Annotated in this window: 12 protein-coding genes and 5 pseudogenes; 11 read left to right on the top strand and 6 right to left on the bottom strand. The window is 62.6% G+C overall.

Features of this window, described 5'->3' with window-relative positions; all coding sequences use genetic code 11:
* From WS62_RS38005 to WS62_RS33100, 7 genes and pseudogenes are all read left to right on the top strand, one after another.
* On the top strand, positions 1-320 hold a 320-nt coding region (locus WS62_RS38005), incomplete at its 5' end, for a hypothetical protein (protein ID WP_231748244.1).
* A gap of 517 nt (positions 321-837) precedes the next feature.
* Complete coding sequence (gene betI, locus WS62_RS09500) at positions 838-1,425, top strand: transcriptional regulator BetI (protein ID WP_066570555.1); 588 nt, start codon at positions 838-840, stop codon at positions 1,423-1,425.
* 36 nt (positions 1,426-1,461) lie between these two features.
* The gene (betB, locus tag WS62_RS09505; protein WP_066570556.1) at positions 1,462-2,931 is read left to right on the top strand and encodes a betaine-aldehyde dehydrogenase; all 1,470 of its coding nucleotides are present in this window, start codon (positions 1,462-1,464) and stop codon (positions 2,929-2,931) included.
* Positions 2,932-2,952: 21 nt separating this feature from the next.
* Positions 2,953-4,650 carry a choline dehydrogenase gene (gene betA, locus WS62_RS09510; RefSeq protein WP_066570557.1) on the top strand — a complete coding sequence of 566 codons (1,698 nt, stop codon included), beginning with the start codon at positions 2,953-2,955 and terminating at the stop codon, positions 4,648-4,650.
* 337 nt (positions 4,651-4,987) lie between these two features.
* Positions 4,988-5,548 carry a hypothetical protein gene (locus WS62_RS36145; RefSeq protein ID WP_156440921.1) on the top strand — a complete coding sequence of 187 codons (561 nt, stop codon included), beginning with the start codon at positions 4,988-4,990 and terminating at the stop codon, positions 5,546-5,548.
* A 306-nt stretch (positions 5,549-5,854) separates the two neighbouring features.
* Entirely contained in the window at positions 5,855-9,232 is a 3,378-nt protein-coding gene (locus WS62_RS09515) for a 3-keto-5-aminohexanoate cleavage protein (protein WP_066570558.1), read from the top strand.
* A 386-nt stretch (positions 9,233-9,618) separates the two neighbouring features.
* Positions 9,619-9,810: pseudogene (locus WS62_RS33100) on the top strand (MFS transporter); the annotation flags it as partial.
* 132 nt (positions 9,811-9,942) lie between these two features.
* Here WS62_RS33100 and WS62_RS36150 read toward each other — a convergent pair.
* Both WS62_RS36150 and WS62_RS38010 read right to left on the bottom strand, forming a co-directional pair.
* Complete coding sequence (locus WS62_RS36150; RefSeq protein ID WP_156440922.1) at positions 9,943-11,856, bottom strand: hypothetical protein; 1,914 nt, start codon at positions 11,854-11,856, stop codon at positions 9,943-9,945.
* 59 nt (positions 11,857-11,915) lie between these two features.
* Positions 11,916-12,029 (bottom strand): annotated as a pseudogene (locus tag WS62_RS38010) (integrase core domain-containing protein); the annotation flags it as partial.
* Positions 12,030-12,150: 121 nt separating this feature from the next.
* Between WS62_RS38010 and WS62_RS09530 the strand changes: the two are divergent.
* A pseudogene (locus WS62_RS09530) lies at positions 12,151-13,236 on the top strand (IS5 family transposase).
* 135 nt (positions 13,237-13,371) lie between these two features.
* Here the strand turns inward: WS62_RS09530 and WS62_RS09535 are convergent.
* Positions 13,372-13,665, bottom strand: a pseudogene (locus WS62_RS09535) (transposase); the annotation flags it as partial.
* Here WS62_RS09535 and WS62_RS09540 point away from each other — a divergent pair.
* Positions 13,650-14,464 (top strand): annotated as a pseudogene (locus tag WS62_RS09540) (MFS transporter); the annotation flags it as partial. The pseudogenes WS62_RS09535 and WS62_RS09540 sit on opposite strands and share 16 nt — an antisense overlap.
* A 455-nt stretch (positions 14,465-14,919) precedes the next feature.
* Here WS62_RS09540 and WS62_RS09545 read toward each other — a convergent pair.
* Positions 14,920-15,408, bottom strand: coding sequence for an OsmC family protein (locus WS62_RS09545; RefSeq protein ID WP_066570566.1), 489 nt, complete (start codon positions 15,406-15,408; stop codon positions 14,920-14,922).
* 36 nt (positions 15,409-15,444) lie between these two features.
* Positions 15,445-16,377, bottom strand: a complete 933-nt coding sequence (locus WS62_RS09550) for a 2-hydroxyacid dehydrogenase (protein ID WP_066570568.1) — start codon at positions 16,375-16,377, stop codon at positions 15,445-15,447.
* 52 nt (positions 16,378-16,429) lie between these two features.
* Here WS62_RS09550 and WS62_RS33115 point away from each other — a divergent pair, with 52 nt between their 5' ends.
* Positions 16,430-16,813: a cupin domain-containing protein gene (locus tag WS62_RS33115; protein WP_082720832.1), complete on the top strand. Its 384-nt coding sequence runs from the start codon at positions 16,430-16,432 to the stop codon at positions 16,811-16,813.
* Positions 16,814-16,841: 28 nt separating this feature from the next.
* On the opposite strand, the gene WS62_RS09560 is transcribed toward WS62_RS33115, so the two are convergent.
* On the bottom strand, positions 16,842-17,102 hold the full coding sequence (locus WS62_RS09560; protein WP_066485692.1) for a hypothetical protein: 261 nt from the start codon (positions 17,100-17,102) through the stop codon (positions 16,842-16,844).
* Positions 17,103-17,377: 275 nt separating this feature from the next.
* Here WS62_RS09560 and WS62_RS09565 point away from each other — a divergent pair, with 275 nt between their 5' ends.
* Entirely contained in the window at positions 17,378-17,833 is a 456-nt protein-coding gene (locus tag WS62_RS09565; protein ID WP_066570570.1) for a DUF3761 domain-containing protein, read from the top strand.
* Positions 17,834-17,939: the final 106 nt, after the last annotated feature.

Here is a 17,939-nt window from a genome sequence, read left to right on the forward strand (position 1 = left end):
ATCCCACAGGCAATACGCTCCCCCAGGCCCGTCGCGGTCACCCCGCTTCTCTCGGCCCGTGGTCTCCAGCGCCTCTGTCTCGCATGACGCCTCTTGAGGAAATTACCGCTTTCCGTCGTCTTGCCGCATTCATAAAACTATCGTGCGGTGACTTGCGTTTTTGCGGTGTTAATACTAATACGCTGAATACAACCTCCTCAACTACTTTTAATGCTTTTCCTCAAAAAAACTCATCAGTGCGTCCTTGCACACATTTAACAAATCACTCTAAAAACCGCCCTCCGATTAATCCCTTCATCGCAGTGAAATATTTTTTGTGATATAGAACGCATCGTGCGGATATCGATTGAGACGCCTATCCTACAACCTGCCCCAGCCCAATGCAGACCAGCAAAGCCGGGCATTGCATCCACCAATCCAAATACATCACAAAACGAAAACCCCCAATCCAGATCTATCCCGACACCTCAAGCACATCATTCATTCACTATCGCCATACCCAATTTAGGGCAGTCGTGCACCAAAACAGTCCCCCATACCGCCGCCATTACCAACGGCCCATAACACGAATTCACAATACGATAATCACCGATTAAAACGTTTTAAACATTCTTAACTTACTTCCAATTAACTTTCACGACCGCGCAGCTTAACCGCACGTCCGCGCACTGTGCGCAGGCCAGCCACCGACGCCGAACGGCATGGCGGACCAACCACCCCGCCCACATCGCCGCCACCCGACAATCGATCCCTATATATTTTTTATTGATTGATCGATCAATAAAAAACCGCTATCCTTCGGACTTCGCTACCCGCCGCGCACACGAAGGCCCCGCGATGCCCAAACTCGGAATGCGCGAGATCCGCCGCGCCCAATTGATCGACGCGACGCTCCGCACCATCGACGAGGCCGGCCTGCCCGGCACGACGCTCGCGTCCGTCGCGCAACGCGCGAACATTTCGACGGGCATCGTCAGCCATTACTTCGGCGACAAGGACGGCCTGCTCGAAGCGACGATGCGCCACGTGCTGCTCGATCTGTGGACCGCGACCGCGCGCCACCGCGCCGCCGCGCCCGACGAACCCCGTGCACGCCTGCGCGCCGTCGTCGCCGCCAATTTCGACGACACGCAGATCAGCGCGCCCGTGATGAAGACGTGGCTCGCGTTCTGGTCGCAGAGCATGCACGAGCCGACGTTGAGACGCCTGCAGCACATCAACACGCGCCGGCTCTATTCAAATCTGTGTGCGGAGTTTGCAAAAACGTTGCCGCGCGCACGAGCCCGCGAGGCCGCAAGCGGCCTCGCCGCGCTGATCGACGGCCTGTGGCTGCGCGGCGCACTCGCGGGCGAACCGCTCGACACGAAGGCGGCCCTGAAGCTCGCCAACGATTACATCGACCTGCTGCTCGCGCCGCACGCCTGACGCGCAACGCGCCTTCGCCCACCCAAGGAGATCCTTATGTCCGTATACGGTCTGCAACGCCTTTACATCGCCGGCGCCTACGCCGACGCCACGAGCGGCAAAACGTTCGACACGTTCGATCCGGCGACGGGCGAACAGCTCGCGAGCGTCCAGCAAGCGAGCGCCGACGACGTCGAGCGCGCGGTCGCGTCCGCGCACGAAGGTCAGCGCGAATGGGCCGCGATGACCGCGATGCAGCGCTCGCGCATCCTGCGCCGCGCGGTCGAGCTATTGCGCGAGCGCAACGACGAACTCGCCGAGCTCGAAATGCGCGACACAGGCAAGCCGATCGCGGAGACGCGTGCCGTCGACATCGTCACGGGCGCCGACGTGATCGAGTACTACGCGGGCCTCGCGACCGCAATCGAAGGCCTGCAAGTGCCGCTGCGTCCGGACTCGTTCGTCTACACGCGCCGCGAGCCGCTCGGCGTGTGCGCGGGCATCGGCGCATGGAACTATCCGATCCAGATCGCGTGCTGGAAGAGCGCACCCGCGCTCGCCGCCGGCAACGCAATGATCTTCAAGCCGAGCGAAGTCACGCCGCTGTCCGCGCTCAAGCTCGCCGAGACCTATACCGAAGCGGGCGTGCCCGCCGGCGTATTCAACGTCGTGCAGGGCGACGGCTCGGTCGGCGCGCTCCTGAGCGCGCATCCGGGAATCGCGAAGGTGTCGTTCACGGGCGGCGTCGAGACCGGCAAGAAGGTGATGTCGCTCGCGGGCGCGTCATCGCTGAAGGCGGTGACGATGGAGTTGGGCGGCAAGTCGCCCCTCATCGTGTTCGACGACGCCGACCTCGACCGTGCCGCCGACATCGCCGTCACCGCGAACTTCTTCAGCGCCGGCCAGGTGTGCACGAACGGCACGCGCGTGTTCGTCCAGCAAGCGGTGAAGGATGCATTCGTTCAGCGCGTGCTCGAACGCGTCGCGCGGATTCGCATCGGCAAACCTTCGGATTCCGACACGAATTTCGGCCCGCTCGCAAGCGCCGCGCAGCTCGACAAGGTGCTCGGCTACATCGAGAGCGGCAAAACCGAGGGCGCGAAGCTGCTCGCGGGCGGCGAACGCCTCTCGCACGATCACTTCGCGAACGGCCAGTATGTTGCGCCGACCGTGTTCGGCGATTGCCGCGACGACATGAAGATCGTCCGCGAAGAAATCTTCGGCCCGGTGATGAGCATCCTGTCGTTCGAAACGGAAGACGAAGCGATCGCACGCGCGAACGCAACCGAATACGGCCTCGCCGCGGGCGTCGTCACCGAGAACCTGTCGCGCGCGCACCGTGCGATCCATCGTCTCGAAGCCGGCATCTGCTGGATCAACACGTGGGGCGAATCGCCTGCCGAAATGCCGGTTGGCGGCTATAAGCAATCCGGTGTCGGACGCGAGAACGGCATCACGACGCTCGAGCACTACACTCGAATCAAATCGGTGCAGGTCGAACTCGGCCGCTATCAACCGGTGTTCTAAGCATCCAGGAGAACCGCAACGATGACGACACGCGAATTCGATTACATCATCTGCGGCGCAGGCTCCGCGGGCAACGTGCTCGCGACGCGTCTCACCGAGGATCCGGGCGTCACCGTGCTGCTCCTCGAGGCGGGCGGCCCCGACTACCGGTTCGACTTCCGCACGCAGATGCCGGCGGCGCTCGCGTACCCGCTGCAGGGCCGGCGCTATAACTGGGCATACGAAACCGATCCCGAGCCGCACATGAACCATCGCCGAATGGAGTGCGGGCGCGGCAAGGGCCTCGGCGGCTCGTCGCTGATCAACGGGATGTGCTACATCCGCGGCAACGCGCTCGACTACGACAACTGGTCGACCCACAAGGGCCTCGACGACTGGACGTATCTCGACTGCCTGCCGTACTTCAGGAAAGCCGAAACGCGCGACGTCGGCGCGAACGACTATCACGGCGGCGACGGCCCAGTGTCGGTGACGACGAGCAAGCCCGGCGTGAATCCGCTCTTCGAAGCGATGGTCGAGGCCGGCGTGCAGGCGGGCTATCCGCGCACCGACGACCTCAACGGCTATCAGCAGGAAGGCTTCGGGCCGATGGACCGCACGGTTACGCCGCGCGGCCGCCGTGCGTCGACCGCGCGCGGCTATCTCGACCAGGCGCGCACGCGGCCGAATCTCGAGATCGTCACGCATGCGCTCGCCGATCGCATCCTGTTCTCCGGCAAACGCGCGACGGGCGTCACGTTCCTGCACGGCAGCGAGCGCGTCACCGCACACGCGCGCCGCGAAGTGCTCGTATGCAGCGGCGCGATCGCGTCGCCGCAACTGCTTCAACGCTCGGGCGTCGGCCCCGGCGAATGGCTGCGCGAACTCGACATTCCGGTCGTGCTCGATCTGCCCGGCGTCGGCAGCAATCTGCAGGATCACCTGGAGATGTACATCCAGTACGAATGCAAGGAGCCCGTATCATTGTATCCGGCGCTCAAGTGGTGGAACCAGCCGAAGATCGGCCTCGAATGGATGATCAACGGCACGGGCCTCGGCGCGAGCAATCATTTCGAGGCGGGCGGATTCATCCGCACGCGCGATGACGATCTCTGGCCGAACATTCAGTACCACTTCCTGCCCGTCGCGATCAATTACAACGGCTCGAACGCGATCGAGATGCACGGCTTCCAGGCGCACGTCGGCTCGATGCGCTCGCCGAGCCGCGGCCGCGTAAAGCTGCGCTCGCGCGATCCGAATGCGCATCCGAGCATTCTGTTCAACTACATGTCGGCAGCGCTCGACTGGCGCGAGTTCCGCGATGCGATCCGCGCGACGCGCGAGATCATGCGTCAGCCGGCGCTCGACCGCTATCGCGTCCGCGAGTTGAACCCTGGCGTCGACCTGAAGAGCGACGACGATCTCGACACGTTCGTGCGCGCACGCGCGGAAACGGCGTTCCATCCGTCGTGCTCGTGCAAGATGGGCTTCGACGACATGGCCGTCGTCGACAACGAAGGGCGCGTGCACGGGCTCGAGGGGCTGCGGGTCGTCGACGCGTCGATCATGCCGATCATCACGACTGGCAACCTGAACGCGCCGACGATCATGATCGCCGAGAAGATCGCCGACAAGATCCGCAAGCGCCAGCCGCTCGAACGCTCGAACGCGCGATACTACGTCGCGAACGGCGCGCCCGCGCGCGGCAACAAGCCCGCCAGGACGCCCGCCACCGTATAAACGTCGGCAGAAGCCGCGCCGGCGGTCGTCGATGCTTGAGAGCATCCGACAAGACCGTCGGCGCGCCGCGCGCAGCCGGCCACTCGTTCTGCCCGGCCGATGCAAGCGCGCTCGACGCGCGCGAATGACCTCGCAACCGGAACCGCACGCGTTCCGTGCAATCCCTCCCTCTTCTGCAGAGATTCGGCGTCGGCAACGACAACAAGAACAACGGCACGCCACTCCGCGAACACTACGTGCACCTCGTCGCACAATTTCAGTCATCGCGAGCGAAATACGCCAAAGGCTTCCGTGACACGGCGCCCTCAACCGCGGGCCGCCACTCGCGGCAAGTCGATTGCGCGCCACCTGCTCTGCAGACCGTTTGTTTTCGGCTCAACTCTTCAAGACCGCCGAACGACGCGGGATTGCTCGTATTGCTGGCAAGACCGATGACGCGTGCCTTCGTGCAGCGCAGCGCCGGACGATCGTCGTGAGCCCCACCGTAATCACCGAGCATCTCCCCAAACCCCACTCGAACCGCGATTGCAGGCGCCCTCTCGCGTACCACGCTCGAACCCACCCGTTTCTCGCTTGCCCCAATTATCGAGCGCAGCATTTACGCAGCAGTGCATTCGACGCAACATTGAAGTACTGGAAAAGCAACCTGACGGAACATCAATTTCAAAAAACAAGCACCATTCGAATCCAACCCGATAAAACAAATGAATCAGCAAGCATCGAATCAATTAAATATTCCAATCAGATCATTCTTAACCTGATTTTTCTCAAATGTTCTCAAAAAGATCGCACCCCGCTTTATCACGATATCGAAATCAAGATAAGGAATAAGTCCACTAAGCGCATGCTGCCCCTCATGGCAGGCCCCTTCCCCAACTGCACCAACTGCGCCAACTGAATTCGACCCCGCTGAAACAAACGCCCAGAATAAATTAACAATCATTGAAATTACACCTATTTTAATTTCGCCACATTCAACGCAGAATTATTTTTATAAATCTCCGTAATTTTATTGTAAGATGTTTGCAAGGCATCTTGCAGCCGGCCCAATGAGATGCCTCCCGCATTTAGGCGGACGAGCCGTTTTTCGATCCGGTCCCGACGGACTGCAGCCTCCCTCGGCCCGGCGACTCAACGGCACCATGAAATGTTGTATCCGATCTCAGTTATTTAGGATCACTTTCTAACGTAATTCAGGACGATCATGGTCAAGACCTTCTACATCACCGCAGCCCCCGTCGGCGCTGTCCCGAAGTTCCTCGATCCGTTGGAGCCGAAGTTCATCCCGGACGCCCTGCTCGGGCTGCTGCCCGCCGACACGCGCGAAGCGACGACCAACGCGCTCGTGGCGAACGGATGGGAGGCCATACCCGCAGGCGGCATCGTGCGCGAACACGGCTTCGACGCACCGATCGACCTGGCCGAATATGACGGCGCGCGCGAAGCGGCGTCCGTTCAGGATGCGCTGCGTCAGAACGGCTGGACGCCGAACGGCGCCGTATGGCACCGCACGTCGATTTCGCCCTCCCTCGCTCAACCGCCGCTGATCACGCGCACCACGCTCGAGCGCCTGTCGTCGACCGAGTTGGTCCGGCAGATCGTCCTGCAGCTCACGACATTCGGCTGGACCGCGACCGACGACGGGCATCTCACCTGGACCCACAATCGAATCCACACTTATCTGTCGCCGGATTTCGTCGAGCGAATTCGCGCCGACAACGCGGCCGTGCTCGATTCGCTGTTCGAAAATGGCTGGCGGATATGCGGCGCCGGCTATTGGCAACCTGGCAAGGCGCGTTCGCCTTATCTGCCGATCACGGCGGACGGCATCGTCGAGGCTTCGCGCGAAGCCCTCCGCGAAGGCGCGGCGGCGGTCCACTTGCACACGCGCGCGACCGACGACCAGGCGACACTCGCCATTCCCGGGCTGAACGCTCCGATCAGCATCGGCTCGCAGCGCAACCACATCGTGCTCGAAGACTACGACCACATCATGCCCGCGCTGCTCGACCTGGAGCCGTCCGCGATCCTGAATCTGTCGACGAGCGCGCGCGGCGACCGGCGCGCGTCGCAAAGCCCGCTGCGGCGTGCGCACCTGAAGCGCTACGGCCATGCGCAGCTCGCGCCCGACGTCGCGTCGTTCAGCCCCGGCCCCGTCGTATTCCAGGCGGGCGGCGGCTACGACAACCCGAACGCGTTCCTCGCCGATCAGCTCACCCATTTCGCGGACGTCGGCGTGCGGCCCGAGATCGAGGTGTTCAACCACACGATCGTCGAGAATTCGATCACGCTCTATCAATCGCCGCTCGTCAAAGCCGGTGTGCCAGTGCTGTTCATGCTCGTCGCCGCGGTCGATCAGCACCATCGCGACCCCGTCAGCGGCGACACGAGCGACGACTCGCTGATCGACGTGCCCACGCGCAAGGCGATTGCGAAGCTGCTGCAAGCGGGCACCGACGATGCGCACGAGAAGGCCGTCGAACTCGCCTCCACGCAACTGCGCCCGACCGTCGACAAGTTGCGCGACAACTTCCCGTCGTGCAAGATTTCGCTGCTGCTGCCGGGCCCGTTCCAGGCGATGCTCGTCGACGTGGCGATCGCGCTCGACCTCGACGGCATCCGCGTCGGCCTCGAAGACGCGCTGAACGTATTCGACACGCGCGTGCCGGGCGGCGTGCGCAAGGCGTGCGGAACGGGCGATCAGGTCCGTTGGCTACGGCTCGAGCTCGAGCGCCGCGGCATCGGCATCGTCGATGCCGAAACGCTGCGCGACGAGCTAGGCATGTCGCGTCCCGACGTCGCGCTGTTCCGGCAAGCGGAGGCGGCGCTCGCGCACTATCCGGCCGACGAGCGTCTCGTATCGGCGGACACGATCCTAGATGCGCTGCGGCCGATCGTCGACACGTATCGCAAGATCGAAGACCGGCTCGCGACCCACCTCGCGCGCTCGGCGTCGCTGCCGACCGATCCCGCCGCGCTCGCGGAGCACGTGTTCACGGCCGCGCGCAGCTTCGGCGTTACGATTCGTTCGTTCGTCGAAGAACTCGATCGCTATGAAGACCACGAATATCTGGTCGCCCGCTACATCCAGATCCCGCAGGCGTTGAATTTCGCGCGCGAGCTGCTCGTGCCGCGCGGCCATTCGATCGATGCGTACGACCGCGCGATCGAAGACTATGCGCGCCCCGGCAAGACCGTGACGCGCGACAACGCGAGCTACAGCGTGCGCATCGACCAGTTCAAGCCGCTGCCGCTGCGCTGCCTCGAATATCTGGTCGGGATTCCTTGCCGATACAACAGCGACTACAGCAACGTCGTCAATCTCGGCCTGCGCCAGAGCCCGCGCTACAGCGCGACGATGGCGCTGCTCTATCACGCGCTGCGCGAGCTCACGCTCGAACTGCGCGACCGCTCGAACGCATCGCACAAGGCGTGCGGCCCCGTCTGGACCATGCTCGAGACGTCGGCCGCAGCGAACGAGCCGCCCGTGCGTCGCGACATCACGCCGGACGATCTGCCGGCCGCGATCGACAGCGCCGACTGGGTCGTGCTGCCCAGCACGCCGACCACGAACTATCCGCTCGGCCTCAAGCTGTCGAACGGAATGGCACAGCTATTCCACGGCTTCGTCGCACAGATCGCCGCCGATCCCACGCTGCGCCCGCCCAAGCAGGCGCCTCGCGACACGCCGCTGCGCCTGCTCGCGATCACGCATTCGGGACGCCGCGACGACGGTGAAACGGTGATCGAAGCCAGCATGCTGCACAACCGCTTCGCGCTGAATGCGGATCCGGCCGGCAGCTACTTCAGCCAGGAATCGCAGTTGATCTACGAGCGCCTGATGCTGCCACGCCTCGTCGACAAGCCGGCCAAGCTCGCCTACACGGACCGGCAGCTCGTGCGCCGCGACGCGGCCGGATTCCCGCTGTATCAGGACGGCTCGCGCGCGCGGCGCATCAAGCCCGAGCAGATCGAACGGCTGCCGTTCCTCAAGTGCTTCGCGCACAGCTCCGGGATCGCGACCGCGCAGCAACTCGACGTGCAGACGTGTCGCGACGGCGAGCGTCTCGGCCTCACGAGCGACGAACTCCGGACGTTCTTCGATCGCGCGCTCTTCGTGTCGTTCGGCTCCGCTGCGGACATCCATCTGGATTGGCTCGGCACGTCGGTCGTCGACGTGACCGCCTTCAACGACGTGCGCAGCCTCGCCGGCACCACGAGCCGTCATTACGTGATTCAGCCCGGCGAACATGCGGACGTGCTGCAGCATTGCCTCGTGCACACGCAGCCCGCCGACTATCGCTACGATCACGCGACGCCGATCTGGCAGGAAGGCCCGCAGGGCAAAATCGTCGCACGGCTGACGGGCGTGTTCCTGCTCGACGACCACGCGCGACTCGACGACGGCCACTCGATTCGCCGTTACCTGGCCGCGAGCCCGTTGTGGCTTCGTCAGTGGATCGCGCGATTCCACGACGCGCCCGCCGACACCGGCGCGCATGCGATCTTGGGCGAACTGCAGTCGTCGATGATCGACTACCGGGCGAGCGCGAATCAGATGACGCGGCGAGCGCTCGCGTAAGCCGGGACGGCGCGCCGGCGGCGTCGTGCGCCGGCGCGCCGGTTCCCGCTGGCGCGAGGCGATGTCCGATCCCTTCGTCGCGGGACGAACGCAATTGCCAGCGAGGCGCGACGACGTTCGAATGACGAAGCGCGACGGCGACGATCCGCCTCGCGCGTCGAACGGGTGCGCGACGGGCGTCGCGCCTCATCTGCAACGCCCGCCACCCGCGGGCTCCTCGCTACCACGCCGCATCGGCAGGAGCGCGCGGGCGCCCTGCCTATGGCGCGCCCGTTCCAGCCGCATGTCGCTTTCCTTCTATGGCGGCGAATAATGATCAAGTCTACTGAAGGAGCCGCGCATCCCGCGCCGCGCCGGGCCGGGCCGCCTTCCGACCAGAGACGGCCATGCCAGCCCCCCGCGCCGCCCCTTCGAGCGCCGCGCGCGCCAGCGCCGCCGCCCGCCTCGAACGATTGCCGTTTTCCGGCTATCACAAGCTCATCTTCGTGATCATCGCGATTGCGTTCTTCTTCGATTCGGTCGACCTCGGCACGATGACCTTCGTGCTCGGCTCGATCAAGAAGGAATTCAGCCTGTCGATCGACGTCACGAATTTCACACCACATCCCTATCAAAATTTTACATTCAATGGCATAACGTTTTCCGCACCATCGTGATGCCAAATAAATGCTAATTTAGTCGAATTGATTTGCGCACCGATTGCCTCCTGATTAATCAAGGCCAAAGATGAACTTATAATCATTTTTGTTCACTTCGGGTGGCATACGATACCAATCGATTTCTGCGGGAATTTCCCAATGCCCATCGACTGACTTGCGTTCAAGCCGGTTGTATGTAACCTTCTTGGTCTTCGCATCAATTTCGAGACGTTGGCTCGCAAAGCCTTCACCGTACATGATGCTGATGTCCATTGGATGCCCATAAAATGCCTCGAATGCTGGTGCAAGCACACGCTCGTCAGAAGTATAGGCATTCACCCAAACGTCATTGCTTTTTTGCACGACGAGCGGAGTCGCCGATGTGCTCGACGGCAAATCAATTGACAGACTAACCTTGCATTCGCTGCATGCGCGGACCTGATTCACATCGTCGCGAACGAACAGCGTGCCCGGCACGCCAACGAACTCGACCTCTCCATTGATGTTCGGTGATTGGTCGAGTCGACCAAAATTAGCGGCAAGCGGATCGCCCGTGGTTGAGGCAAGCGGATCGAACACCATAATGTAATGCGTGTCCATGCGCTGCATGAGCCATTTCGATACGTCTGTTGACTTCTGCGAGGATGCATCAATAATGTAGGGATATTTGTCAAGCAATTCCGGAGTGATCTCGGCCGGCACGCGCACATCAGACTGTGGAGCGAACCGTCTCATTGAATAATGAAGCATTTCACGCAGGATCGTGAGGTGCCAGTCGCCTTTTCGCGTCGACCAATTATCCGCAAGATCATCGACGATTAATAGCGTTCTCGGCATAGATGCCTCCGTGCTAGACCGTAAACGTTGGATAAATTCTTTGGCCAGTCTCGCTTTCGTGTCGTCCCAATGCTCGGTTGGAATCAGCATTGATCCTTCGAACGGTTCGTTCCAGCCATAGATGAAAACCAGAGAAGGATCGGTGGCCTTCGACAGCCAGCCCATTTCCTCGACATACCGCTTGTCGAGACGCACGACACGTTGCAACCCGTCTCGCTTCTGGACGCCGAGATTGTCGAATCCGAAGTTCCACGTCACCGAGTCATGTCCGTATTGGCTTTGTGGAGTATCGAGCACGAACTGGAACGGAACAAAGGAATCGCGATGATGCTGGAACAGATGTTGCTCAAAAATTGAATTTGCGGAGGTCCAATAAAAAGTTGTGTGCACCCCCGCCATTTTAGATGTGGATGCCTCAAGCCGATTCGCAAATCCATCCCATGCCTCTGGGTTGGGATTTGAATCATCAAACCCGTAGCCAAAAACAAAAATTACTTGCCGCCCCTTCTTGTCATGCGCCAGCAAGTCGCTAGGAACATGATCAAAGAAAGACCTAAGATCTCCTGACATGAGATCTGCAGTGGTTATATCAGGCTTAATTGAATTAGCATTTGAGAGAATCGGCAATGCTGGTCGCTGCGCGATGTCTCGCGCCTTAGCGCAGATCTCCCAATCATAGAAGGGCGCAATCTTGAGGCCACTACGGCGTAGCGCGCGAATCGCCTCTTGACCGGGATATGTTGGCTCCCCGGCGGCTTGAATATTATATTCCCATGCGATTGCATCGATGCCAAGCGAGCGGATGTATTGGAATTGCTTGTAGTAAAAATCCTCAGATGATCGATCGGACTCGTTGATATCAATCTTTGACCAATCGATATGATCGACAAAATTTGATTCGTTCCATACATCTGATTTGAACCAATCGAAAAAATGTACAAATACGGGTAAAAATGATAGCTCAGGGCCGGGAGGAAGGATTGTCAGCGCCGGCAGACTCGGTTGGGGTATAGATGGTGCTGTGGTGACGGTAGTGACATATGCGGGTGGAGATGAGTCAGAACTATCGCCGCCACCGCAGCCGCTACATGACATCACAAACATTCCGATGAATGATGTAATTAGACCCTTTGCCATGAGTTCGCCCAATTTATTTTTATTCCAGCGCGAAATGATGTGGATTTGTCCCCATGCATCCGGACTCCACCTCACACTTGAGTTGATGATTCGGTCCTGCGCCGGAACTCGCGTGGCGAGCGATATTTCAGCGCGCTATGAGGATGCTGCTCGTTGTAATGCTCGAAGGCGATGGCGAAATTGCGGAGGTATCCGGAATTCCGTGTGTGAGGCGGGTTAAGAGGTTGCTGAAGTACCGCCTGCCCAGTCCTCGGTCGAGGCCCCCGAGGTATTGATATAAGGACCTCATCCAGATTCCTGGAGATCATGCGCGGTGCCGACACGTTCACCGAAAGCCTGTTCACGGTTCGCAAGCTGGACGATTTCGTTCCGGCCTCGCACCCGTTGCGTGCAATCCGCACGATGGCCAACGAAGCACTGGCGAAGATAGATCGACTGTTCGCCGGGATGTACGAGGCTGAGATCAAAGGCGGCCGAGCATCGCGCCGGAGAAACTGCCGCGAGCGCAGCTAATCCAGGTGCTCTACAGCATCCGCTCGGAGCGCCAGTTCATGGAGCAGGTGCAGCACAACCCACTGTTTCTCTGGTTCATCGGCTTGGCGACGCACGACGCGGTATGGGTACCCACGGTGTTCACGAAGAATCGCGAGCGGCTGATCAAGCACGACGCGGCGGTCGCATTCTTCAACGAGGTGCCGGCCGTTGCCCAGCAGAAGGACCTGCTCTCGGGCGAGCATTTCAGCGTAGACGGCACGCTCGTCCAGGCGTGGGCGGGGCCCCACAAGAGCTTTGTGCGCAAGGATGGTGGCGATGATGACGGCCGCAGCGGGGGGCGACTTCAAAGGCCAGAAGCGCAGCAACGAAACGCGCAAGTCCAAGATCGATCCCGATGCGCGGCTGTACCGCAAGGGCAATACCGCGAACGAGCTGCGCTACCTGGGCCATGCGTTGAGCGACAACCGCCACGGACTGGTAGTCAATGCGCGGGTCAGTCGTGCCGACGGCTATGCCGAGCGGGACGCGGCCGAAATGATGATCAGCGATGCGCGCCAGGCAGCAGACGACGAGCAAGCCGCAATCACCCGCTACGACGCCCAGGAGTTCATCGAGGCCTGTGAGCGAATGAAAGTCGTGCCGCATGTCGCGCAAAACAAGTCGAACCGGCGCTCGGCGGTGGCCGATGCGATTGCGGGCAGCATCGGCTACGCGATCTCGCAGCAAAAGCGCAAGCTGATCGAACAAAGCTCCGGCTGGATCAAGACGGTCGGACGCATGCGCCAAGTGATAGTGCTAGGACTGAAGAGAGTCGACCAGATGTTCGTCTTGAACATTGCCGCCTATGACCTCGTGCGCATACGCTCGCTGGGAGCAGTCCGTCCAACGCCGGCGTAACCGGCGGCAATCGACCGGGAAGCGGGCCTGAAGCGGTGAAAAACCGCTCGAAAGGCGAAAAAATCCCGCATGTCGATAAGCTTGCCGCCCGGGCGCCGCATTGACGGGGTGGCTTGATCGCGGACGGGCGGTACTTCAGCAACCTGTTAAGACGCAGAGTCCGATGTTGAATTGCTCCGGGTAAAACAGCGCGAACTGGGTCATCGCGCTCTTCCAATCGTGCCGTGAGCCGGTCCATTTGGCAACGACGTTGCGCAGCGCCAGCCAGGTCAGCTTGAGCGCAGCCTCATCCGACGGGAAGTGGCCGCCCGCCTTGATGATCTTGCGCAGTTGCATGTGCCGCAACTCGATGGCGTTGGTCGTATATGCAATTTTTCGGATATCCGGCGCGAAGGCGAAGAACGGAATGACCTGCTCCCAGGCCCGTCGAGCATCACGGCCGGCTCGCCGAGGCCGAGCGCGTGCTCGCGCACGTCGAGACGAAAGTGATGCAGTCCGCGCGCGTCTCGAGCCTGCCGGCACCATCGCGACTCGCGGAGCCTGTCGCCGTGCACGGCCGAGGTGCATTCCGTGAAATCTGGAGCGCCGCTTACCGTCGCCGCACGACGATGGTGTCGCTGCTGTGGTTCTTCGCGCTGCTCGGATTCTACGGCCTCACGTCGTGGCTCGGCGCACTGCTGCAGCAGGCCGGCTTCGCCGTCACGCAATCGGTGTTCTATACGGCGCTGATCTCGCTCGGCGGCATCCCCGGCGTCTTGTGCGCCGCTTGGCTCGTCGAGCGCTGGGGACGCAAGCCGACGTGCATCGCTTCGCTCGTCGGCGGCGGCGCAATGGCTTGCGCATACGGCCAAGCGCGCTGTTCGGCGGCAGCGTGACGCTACTCGTCCGCACAGGGCTCGCAATGCAGTTCTTCCTGTTCGGGATGTGGGCGGTGCTCTATACGTACACGCCGGAGCTGTACGGCACGGGTGCGCACGCGACGGGCTCGGGTTTCGCATCGGCGATCGGGCGGGTCGGCTCGCTGATCGGACCGTATGTGGTCGGCATCGTGCTGCCGATCTTCGGGCAAGGCGGCGTGTTCACGCTCGGTGCGCTGTCGTTCGTCGTCGCGGCGCTTACGGTCGGCACGCTGGGGATCGAGACGAAAGGCATGGCGCTCGAGGCGCTCGCATCGACAGATGGCGCAAGCGACACCACACGCGATCCCGCCCGCGCGGCGGCGAACTGATCGGCAGACGCAGTCGCGGCGAACGGCGCGAACGTGACCGCAGGCCGCTACGGCGTGGCGCGCGCCGAACGGGTTCCATCCGCGTATCGCTTCCGATATTCGGCCGGCGTGACGCCCACGTGCTCGACGAATGCGCGTCGCAGCGAGATTCGGTTCGCAGCAACGCCCGCCAGCGACACGGACGGCGGAGCGCCACGCTACAGCGTTCAGCCACGCCGCGTCTCAAGGACCGTTTCAATCTCGCGTTCCGTCGGCAAACGCTCGGCGAGATCGCGCGGGAAGCGCGCTAGCAGCCCCGCGTCCATTTGCCCCGGCAATTGCGACTCACCTCTCGCTCATTGTGCGGCGAGCCGGCTGTCGTCGGAAAACGTCGGCATGCCAACTTGCATGACCGACGTGCACGGCGCGCTTCGCTCGACATGCGCCTGCCGCGCATCGTACGTTCACGGCTTTCGTCAGTCGGGCGCGCGCTCGTGCGCCCAGCGCCCTTCGATGCCGATCTCGGTCTTGACCGAGTTCGCGAGATAGCACGCGTCGTGTGCCGCGTGATGCAGCGCGTCGACGTCTTCGTGCGTCGGCACGCGCTCGCCGCCGAACGTGACGTGCGGCTTCAGCACGACGCGCGTCATCACTTCCTTGCCTTCGGCGTTCTTTTCCATCGTGGCTTCGGCCACGTCGCGATAGCCCGTCACCACGAACTTCTTCTGCGCGGTGAGCGACAGGAACCACAGCATGTGGCAGCTCGACAATGCCGCGACGAACGCCTCCTCCGGATCGACCGCCGCCGGATCGGAAAACGGCACGCGCACCACGTGCGGTGAGCTCGACGCAGGCACGCGGACACCGCCGTCGAAACGCCACTCGTGCTTCCTGCTGTAGCGATTGTCCGTGAACGCCTCGCCTTCCTGCTTCTGCCACGCCACTTCGGCCGTGTAGGTCGACATCACTTCTCCTTGAGTCAGCGCTGGGATTCCCGTTCGTCAGATCGGCGTCAACACCGGCTGCCCCGCGAAGTGACACGCCGCGTTGTCGAGGAACTGCCGCACCGAGCGGTCGAACGCCTCCGGCGACCAGCCGCCCAAGTGCGGCGTCAGCACGACGTTGTCGAGACCGATCAGCGCGCTCGGCGGCTCAGGCTCGCCTTCATAGACGTCGAGCCCTGCGCCGGCAATGCGGCCCGCACACAATGCGTCGGCAAGCGCCGCCGTGTCGACGACGCTGCCGCGCGACACGTTGACGAGAAAACCGTGCTCGCCGAGCGCACCGAGAATGCGCGCGTCGATCAGATGCCGCGTCGCCGCGCCGCCCGGCGTCGCGACGACGAGAAAATCCGCCCAGCGCGCGAGCGCTTCGAGGTCGGCGAAATAGCGGTACGCGACGCCTTCGCGCGGCGCGCGGTTGTGATAGCCGATCTCGAGATCGAAGCCCGCCGCGCGGCGCGCGACTTTCTGGCCGATGTTGCCGAGGCCGACAACCCCGAGCTTCTTGCCGGAAACGTTCGGTTGCATCGGCAGCGCGTCGCGCCACACGCCCGCACGGCATGCCGCATCGAGCTTCACGACGCCGCGCACCGCCGCGAGCAGCAGCGCGAATGCGTGATCGGCGACACAGTCGTCGTTGGTGCCTGCGCCGTTGACGACGACGATCCCGCGCGAGCGCGCGTCGGCGACCGCGACGTTCTCGTAGCCGGCGCCGAGCGCACCGACGAACTCGAGGTTCGGCAGGCGCGCGATCTCGTCGGCGAGCAGACCGGTAGTGCCGTTCGTCAGCACGGCGCGCACGGCGGTGCCGCGTTCCGTTATCGCGTGGCTGCGCTCGCCGGGGTCGGGCGCGTAGATGACGGCGAATGCGTCGGCAAGTTGCGCGTGCGCATGATCGCGCAGCGGGATCAGCACGAGTAGCTGGGGCTTCATGGCGGGCTTCGGCGGAGGGAAAGTTGAAGCAAGTGTAACAATGGAACGCGCGATGCCGACGGGAAGCCCTGTTCGGAGAGAGGGCTCGGCGGGATCGTATGAATGCGCCGGCTGCACGCAGCGTGGCGCGGCTTGGTGCAACGCGGTCGCTCGCCCGCTCGGCGCGACCTTCGCGCACACCCGCTGTCTCGACGTTCCGCTCGAAGGCGCGGGCGACAATCAGACCGGGCTGTGGGAATGCTCGCCGGGACGCTTCGAGCGGCAACTCGCGAACGCCGAAGCGATGCACATCCTGTCGGGCGCGTGCACGCTCACGCCTGCAGGCGGCCAGCCGATCGAGAACCGTGCGGGCGACACGCTGTTCTTCCCCGCCGATACCGTCGGCGTATGGCAGATCCGCGAGACGCTACGCATGGTCTACGTCGCGATGGCGTGACCGGCTCGGCCCGTGGACGAGCGCAGCGTCACGCGTCCTCGGGCGGATGCGCTTCGAGCCACGCGACGATTTGCTGCTCGGCTTGCAGCGGCGTCACGGTTTCGCCCACCGCGAGCACTTCATATTTGTAAGGATCGGAGCCGTCGAGGTTATCCGGCTCCGGCTGCGAAATCGTCCAGCGCCAGTCGATCCGATCGGCGATCGGCGACGGCGCGCCCTCGATGCTGCAGCGGCATCCGTCGATTTCCGCGACAAACCCGGTGGCGGTCGGTTCAAAACTCGCAAACACGGCGACTCCCGTCGATGTACGCCGCAACGCGGCAGGGTGGCGAGTATCTCACGACCGCGCCGCCCGCCCTGACGCGTCAGGCCCGTTACACATTGTCACGCATCGTTGCAACGACACGAGGCTATCCGCGATTCGCCGGTCAACCGGTTGCCCGGCCCGGGAGTTATTGACAGTACTGGCGCATGCTTCCGCGTCAGAACTGCCCGCGTGTCGCAACGCGAGCACGCACGGTCACGCAAGCGCATACGCGCCAACCCGGATAGTCAGGAGTAGCAATGAAAAAGACCGCCATTCTCTCGGCACTCGCCGCCGGCTTGTGCATCTCGATCAGCAGCTTTGCACAAGCGCCGGCAAGCGCGCCCGCCGGCACGACCGGTCTTTGCAAAGACGGCTCGTTCTATTCCGGCGCATCGAAGAAAGGAGCATGCTCGGGCCACAAGGGCTTGAAGTCCTGGTACGGCGCATCGAAGGCCGCGGCAGCAAGCGGCACGCCGATGGCTGCCGCGCCCGTCGCGACGGCATCGGGCGCGGTTGCCGCGTCGGGTGTGGCGGCAGCGAAAAGTTCGGCGCCGGCCGGCGCTCCGGGCCAAGTGTGGGTGAATACCGGGACAAAGGTCTATCACTGCCCGAGCGACACGCACTACGGCAAGACCAAGCAAGGAGCCTACATGTCGGAATCCGAGGCGAAGGCGAAGGGCTTCCGCCCGTCGCACGGCAAGACCTGCTCGTAACGTCGCCCGGCATCATCGCGCGACGAAATCCAGCGTGGTCTTTTATGCGCCCGCCCGGGTGTCAGCGGGAGCCTTTCCGCGGGCGCCCGGCGCGCGGCGTTGGATT

The sequence above is a fragment of the Burkholderia sp. ABCPW 14 genome (assembly GCF_001523835.1).
Classification (GTDB): Bacteria; Pseudomonadota; Gammaproteobacteria; order Burkholderiales; family Burkholderiaceae; genus Burkholderia; species Burkholderia mayonis.

Coding starts and splice junctions, on each gene's coding strand:
- WS62_RS33115 (WP_082720832.1), top strand. CDS start 16,430: ATGCCGACGGGAAGCCCTGTTCGGAGAGAGGGCTCGGCGGGATCGTAT.
- WS62_RS09550 (WP_066570568.1), bottom strand. CDS start 16,377: ATGAAGCCCCAGCTACTCGTGCTGATCCCGCTGCGCGATCATGCGCAC.
- WS62_RS09565 (WP_066570570.1), top strand. CDS start 17,378: ATGAAAAAGACCGCCATTCTCTCGGCACTCGCCGCCGGCTTGTGCATC.
- WS62_RS09515 (WP_066570558.1), top strand. CDS start 5,855: ATGGTCAAGACCTTCTACATCACCGCAGCCCCCGTCGGCGCTGTCCCG.
- betI (WP_066570555.1), top strand. CDS start 838: ATGCCCAAACTCGGAATGCGCGAGATCCGCCGCGCCCAATTGATCGAC.
- betB (WP_066570556.1), top strand. CDS start 1,462: ATGTCCGTATACGGTCTGCAACGCCTTTACATCGCCGGCGCCTACGCC.
- betA (WP_066570557.1), top strand. CDS start 2,953: ATGACGACACGCGAATTCGATTACATCATCTGCGGCGCAGGCTCCGCG.
- WS62_RS09545 (WP_066570566.1), bottom strand. CDS start 15,408: ATGTCGACCTACACGGCCGAAGTGGCGTGGCAGAAGCAGGAAGGCGAG.